The organism is Streptomyces sp. NPDC104581, from assembly GCF_055583685.1.
The window spans coordinates 1-5,439 of the sequence record NZ_JBVJNN010000086.1 but is presented as its reverse complement, the minus strand read 5'-3'; the positions used below and the strand labels follow the sequence as shown (position 1 = coordinate 5,439).

General features: G+C 72.6%; 6 protein-coding genes. All 6 read left to right on the top strand.

The features are described from left to right. The first annotated feature begins 619 nt into the window (after positions 1-619). The gene (locus ACZ61E_RS32465; protein WP_469703994.1) at positions 620-1,198 is read left to right on the top strand and encodes a phosphoesterase; all 579 of its coding nucleotides are present in this window, start codon (positions 620-622) and stop codon (positions 1,196-1,198) included. After that, on the top strand, positions 1,195-2,751 hold the full coding sequence (locus tag ACZ61E_RS32460) for an alkaline phosphatase D family protein (RefSeq protein ID WP_469703992.1): 1,557 nt from the start codon (positions 1,195-1,197) through the stop codon (positions 2,749-2,751). Before ACZ61E_RS32465 ends, ACZ61E_RS32460 begins: the two co-directional genes overlap by 4 nt. A gap of 76 nt (positions 2,752-2,827) precedes the next feature. Next, a complete protein-coding gene (locus ACZ61E_RS32455) occupies positions 2,828-3,790 on the top strand; it encodes a zinc-binding dehydrogenase (RefSeq protein WP_469703990.1) in 963 nt (320 codons plus the stop codon). A gap of 12 nt (positions 3,791-3,802) precedes the next feature. Continuing rightward, positions 3,803-4,132 carry a hypothetical protein gene (locus tag ACZ61E_RS32450; RefSeq protein WP_469703989.1) on the top strand — a complete coding sequence of 110 codons (330 nt, stop codon included), beginning with the start codon at positions 3,803-3,805 and terminating at the stop codon, positions 4,130-4,132. A gap of 54 nt (positions 4,133-4,186) precedes the next feature. After that, the gene (locus ACZ61E_RS32445) at positions 4,187-4,396 is read left to right on the top strand and encodes a helix-turn-helix domain-containing protein (RefSeq protein WP_469703988.1); all 210 of its coding nucleotides are present in this window, start codon (positions 4,187-4,189) and stop codon (positions 4,394-4,396) included. Continuing rightward, entirely contained in the window at positions 4,396-4,950 is a 555-nt protein-coding gene (locus ACZ61E_RS32440; RefSeq protein WP_469703987.1) for a Clp protease N-terminal domain-containing protein, read from the top strand. Before ACZ61E_RS32445 ends, ACZ61E_RS32440 begins: the two co-directional genes overlap by 1 nt. Positions 4,951-5,439: the final 489 nt, after the last annotated feature.

Here is a 5,439-nt window from a genome sequence, read left to right as displayed (position 1 = left end):
GCGGTTCCCCCGGGGGCCGGTGACCGCCGAGATCACCCGCAGGAGGGGCACCGAGGATCGGTGACCGTTACGGGTGACGGCGGCGAACCCGGGGGCGGCCCCTGCGGGTGCCCTCACGGGGACCGTGGCCGGTGACCGCCAGGTATTTGCCCGCAGGAGGCGACCCCGGGCCGTACCGGCCTCGTGACGCCGCAGGAGCGGGACCCGGGGATCGGTGACCGTCGCGAGTGACGGCGGAAGGGGGGCGGGGGCGCAGGAGGTGCGTGTTCGGACACTCAGGCTGATTTGTGGCGCGTGAACAACCTGGGTCAACGGGTCCAACGAACGGGGCACGCGCCGTAAATCACGCCGTCCGGACATGCACCTCCGGAGGCCCCGCACCCCGACCCACACCCACAACCGCAACCAGAGACCCCGCACCCCCCGGAGGGCAACCGCACCCGCCACCAGCCTGGGAGGGCACCCGCACCCGCTCCCGCAACCGCAACCCAGACCCCGCCCCCCGCCGGGAGGGCACCCGCACCCGCGACCGAAACCCGGGCACCGTGCGAGTGACCCCCGCCGTTCACCCCCGCCTGGTGAGATCCTCGCGCCAACCATCCTCAGACAGGAGGCGCTTGTGAATCTGCTTGTCAACGGTGACGCCGAGCAGGGGGCGGGAGGAACCGCCGAGCCCGTCGGGAAGGTCGTCGGATGGACGGTGCGGCAGGGCGCGCCCGCGATCATCGGGTACGACGTCGGTGACGGCTACCCCACACCCGCCGACCCCGGCCCCGGCGAGCCCGGCCGGCGGTTCTTCTCCGGCGGGAACAGCGGCGTGACCAGCATGGTGCAGGAGGTGCCCCTGCCCGCCACCGGCCCGGCAGGACACCGCGCCGTCGACGCCGGCCGCGTCCGGTACGTGCTCAGCGGCTGGCTCGGCGGGTACGCCGAGCAGGAGGACGGTGCCAGGCTGTCCGTCGAGTTCCGGGACCGCGCCGGCACCCCGCTCGCGCTCTCCGTCCTCGGCCCCGTCACCGCCGAGGAACGCGGTCGCGCCACCGCCCTGCTGGAGCGCGGCGCCGAGGCCGCCGTGCCGCCCGGCGCCCGGTCCGCGCGCGTCCTGCTCTCCTTCACCCGTACCGGCACCGGCACGTCGAACGACGGCTACGCCGACGAGATCTCACTCCGACTGACGGCATCGGGAAGGCACTCGTGACCCTCAACAGACGTGATCTGCTCAAGGCGGCCGGGGCCGCGGGCGCGCTCAACGTGGTGTGGCCCCTGAGCGCCGGCCTCTCACCCGCGCAGGCGCGCGCGGCGGCGGAGGCGCTCGGATCGGCGTACGACGAGGCGCCGTTCACGCTCGGCGTCGGGTCCGGCGACCCGCAGCCCACCGGCGTCGTGCTCTGGACGCGGCTCGCTCCCGAGCCCTTCGCCGAGCCGGGTGACCAGCCGCTCGACGAGGTGGTCGACGTCCGCTGGGTCGTCGCCGAGGACCGCGCCCTGCGCCGTGTCGTCGCCCGCGGTACCGTCCCCGCCTCCGCGACCCTCGCGCACAGCGTGCACGTCCCGGTCGGCGGTCTGCGTCCCGGCCGTACGTACTGGTACGCCTTCACCGCGCTCGGCAGGACCAGCCGCATCGGCCGCACCCGAACCGCGCCCGCCGGCCGTGTCCGCTCCGCACGGTTCGCCACGGCCAACTGCCAGAACTACCCGCAGGGCCACTACGCCGCGCTGCGCGGGATAGCCCGCGAGGACCTGGACTTCGTCATCCACCTCGGCGACTACGTCTACGAGCACGGCCCCGAGGGCAGCGACCTCCGCGACCACAACGGTCCGGCCGTGTTCACGCTGCACGACTACCGGATGCGCCACGCGCTCTACAAGGGCGACCCGTCGCTGCGCGCCGCGCACGCCGCGCACCCGTGGTTCCTGACCTGGGACGACCACGAGGTGGTCAACGACTACAGCGGTACGGGCGGCGGCGCCCCCTTCGTACGGCGCCGGGCCGCCGCGTACCAGGCGTGGTACGAGCACCTGCCGCACCGGGGCGCGGGGGACTCCGTGCTGCCGGACATCGACATCCACCGGGTGCGCCGCTGGGGCGACCTGCTGGAGCTGGCCGTGCTGGACCTGCGGCAGTACCGCTCCGCGCAGAACCTTCCCGACGGGACCATCCTCGGCGCCGGGCAGAAGACCTGGCTGAAGAAGACCGTCGACCGCGCGCCCGACAGCTGGCACGTCTGGGCCAACTCGATCATGCTCAGCCAGCTCCGGGGCCGCCCCGGCGGCGGCTTCATGTTCACCGACCAGTGGGACGGCTTCCTCGGTGAGCGCAAGGAGGTGCTGGAGCATGTGCGTACCAGCGGTCTCGAAGACCTCGTGGTGCTCACCGGTGACTGGCACTCCGCGTTCGTCGACGACATCCGGCCGGACTACGACAACACCGAATCGCCGGTCGTGGGAACGGAGTTCACCGCGCACTCGGTGAGCTCCAGCGCGTACGACGCGCAGTGGAACGCCGCGAACGGTCCGCTGATGGGCGCGGCCAACCCGCACCTCCAGTACTTCGAGGGGAACCGCTACGGCTACGACGTGTACGAGGTCACGCCGGAACGATTCAGCACCCATATGCGGGTCATCGACGACCGCCGTGACCCGGCCTCCGCCGTCTCGACCCTGACCACGTTCCATGTGGACCGGGGCACCGCGGGCGCGTACGAGGACCCGGCGACGAAGGCGTCGCCCGCGCAGTACCGCAGGGACTGAGGCCGGGCGGGGGCGGGACCCGCCTCACACGCCCATGAGGTTCCGTGTGTCCCGCCTCCGCTCTAGGGTCAAGGTCATGTTCGCCGCCTACGCAGCCCGTATCGACAGTGACCAGCCCCTCAACGGCCTGGAGTTGGGCGAACGCCCGGCTCCCGAGCCGCGCCCCGGCTGGTCGACCGTGACCGTCAAGGCCGCCTCACTCAACCATCACGACCTCTGGACCCTGCGCGGGGTCGGCTTCAAGGAGGAGCAGCTGCCGATGATCCTCGGCTGCGACGCCGCCGGGATCGACGAGAACGGCGACGAGGTCGTCATCCACTCCGTCATCGGCCAGAGCGGCCACGGTGTCGGGCCCCGTGAGCCCCGCTCGCTCCTCACCGAGAGGTACCAGGGCACCTTCGCCGAGCAGGTCTCCGTACCGACCTGGAACCTGCTGCCCAAGCCCGCCGGGCTGACGTTCGAGCAGGCCGCCTGTCTGCCGACGTCCTGGCTCACCGCCTACCGGATGCTGTTCACCAACGCCGGTGTGCGGCCCGGCGATTCCGTCCTCGTCCAGGGCGCGGGCGGCGGTGTCGCCACCGCCGCGATCGTCCTCGGGAAGGCCGCGGGGCTTCGTGTCTACGCCACCAGCCGTGACGCGGCGAAGCGCGAGCGCGCGGTCGGACTGGGCGCCGCCGACGCGTTCGAGCCCGGCGCGCGGCTGCCGCACCGCGTGGACGCGGTCATCGAGACGGTCGGCGCCGCGACCTGGTCCCACTCGGTGAAGTCCCTGCGACCCGGCGGCACGCTGGTGATCTCCGGCGCCACCAGCGGCGACCGCCCCGCGCACGCCGAACTCACCCGCATCTTCTTCCTGGAGCTCAAGGTCGTCGGCTCGACCATGGGCACGAAGGACGAGCTGGAGGACCTGCTGTCCTTCTGCACGACGACGGGCATCCGCCCGGTGATCGACGACGTCCTGCCGCTGGACCGGGCGCGCGAGGGGTTCGAACGGATGGCCGCGGGCGATCTGTTCGGCAAGATCGTGCTGACCGGCTGAGGGCGCGCCGCCATGGAGTCACTGCTGCCACCGCTGCTGATCGTCGGCTGCCTCGCCGTGGTCATGGCCTTCTTCGGCCGGCTCGCGTCGCTCGTGAAGCGGCGGGGCACCGCGGGGGCGGGCATCACCGCGGCCATGGCCTCGTACGACGAGGCGTTCCGGGTGACCGCGCACGACGCGCACTACGAGATCCAGGCGCAGGCCGAGCGGCAGGTACCGATGGCCGCGCCGAACGATCCGCACGGGGCGGGCGGCGAACCGGTTCCGTACCGCGGCCGGCCCGCCCCACCGCGCCGGCGCCGCTCCGTACTGCGGCGATGGGCGCGGCGGCTGCGGGGCTGAGGCCGGTTGTCAATCCTGGTTGACGTGGCACGTATGTCAACGTAGATTGACATCATGACCGATGCGACGGATCTCGCGGAACGGGTGGGCGACCGCGACCCACGGGTCGGGCTGAGGGCGGTCGCCGCGCTGCGGCGACTGCTCGAACAGCTCGAAGCCGTCCAGGTGCGCAGTGCCCGGAACCAGGGCTGGTCGTGGCAGGAGATCGCGACCCAGCTCGGCGTCAGCAGGCAGGCGGTACACAAGAAGTACGGGAGGCAGTGATGTTCGAACGTTTCACGAAAGGGGCGCGCGCCGTGGTGACCGGCGCGGTCGCCCAGGCCGAGCGCACGGCCTCACCCGAGATCACCGACGAGCACATGCTGCTCGCGCTGCTGGACTCGCGGGGTACGCGGGCGGAGTTCGCCTTCACCTCGCTGGGCATCCTGGACCGGCGCGACTCGGTCGAGGCGGGCCTGGCGGAGGCGCGCCGGCGGGGCGGCATGTCGCACGCCGACACGGCGGCGCTCGCCGGGATCGGGATCGACGTCGCGGAGGTCGTCTCGAAGGTCGAGGCGGCGCACGGCGTGGGCGCGATGGGGGCGGCCGTGAAGCGCTCGAAGCGGGGCCGGACGTCCCACAAGAAGTTCACGCCCGGCGCGAAGAAGACGCTGGAGCAGTCCCTGCGGGTCGCGGTGGGCCGCGGGGACAAGGAGATCACCGACGGCCACATCCTGCTGGCGCTCACGGCCGGGCCGGGCGTGGTGTCGGACGTCCTGGCCGACCACGGCGGCACGTACGGCACGCTGGAGCGTGCGCTGTTCGGCGGGCGCATCTAGGGGTTGCGGGTGGCCTCCCGGCGGGGGTGCGGGGTTTCTGGTTGCGGTTGCGGTTGCGGTTGTGGGTCGTGGTCGGGGTGCGGGGCCTCCGGAGGTGCATGTCCGGACGGCGTGATTTACGGCGCGTGCTCCGTTCGTTGGACCCGTTGACCCATCTTGTCCACGCACCACAAATCAGCCTGAGTGTCCGAACACGCACCTCCTGCGCCCCCGCCCCCCTCTCGCCGTCACTCGCGACGGTCACCGACCCCCCGTGTCCGCCCTCCTGCGGCGTCACGAGGCCGGTACGGCCCGGGGTCGCCCCCTGCGGGGTTCTTCCGGCGGTCATCGGCCCCGGTCCCCGTGAGGGGACTCGCAGGGGCCGTCCCCGGGTGCCGCTGTCGCCCGTAACGGTCACCGTCCCCCGTGTGGCCCTTCTGCGGGTGATCTCGGCGGTCACCGGCCCGGGTCCTCGTGAGGGCACCCGCAGGGGCTGTCCCCGGGTCCCGT

Bases quoted from the DNA above. Each gene is read 5' to 3' on its own strand.
- ACZ61E_RS32450 (WP_469703989.1), top strand. From the start codon at position 3,803: ATGGAGTCACTGCTGCCACCGCTGCTGATCGTCGGCTGCCTCGCCGTG.
- ACZ61E_RS32445 (WP_469703988.1), top strand. From the start codon at position 4,187: ATGACCGATGCGACGGATCTCGCGGAACGGGTGGGCGACCGCGACCCA.
- ACZ61E_RS32455 (WP_469703990.1), top strand. From the start codon at position 2,828: ATGTTCGCCGCCTACGCAGCCCGTATCGACAGTGACCAGCCCCTCAAC.
- ACZ61E_RS32440 (WP_469703987.1), top strand. From the start codon at position 4,396: ATGTTCGAACGTTTCACGAAAGGGGCGCGCGCCGTGGTGACCGGCGCG.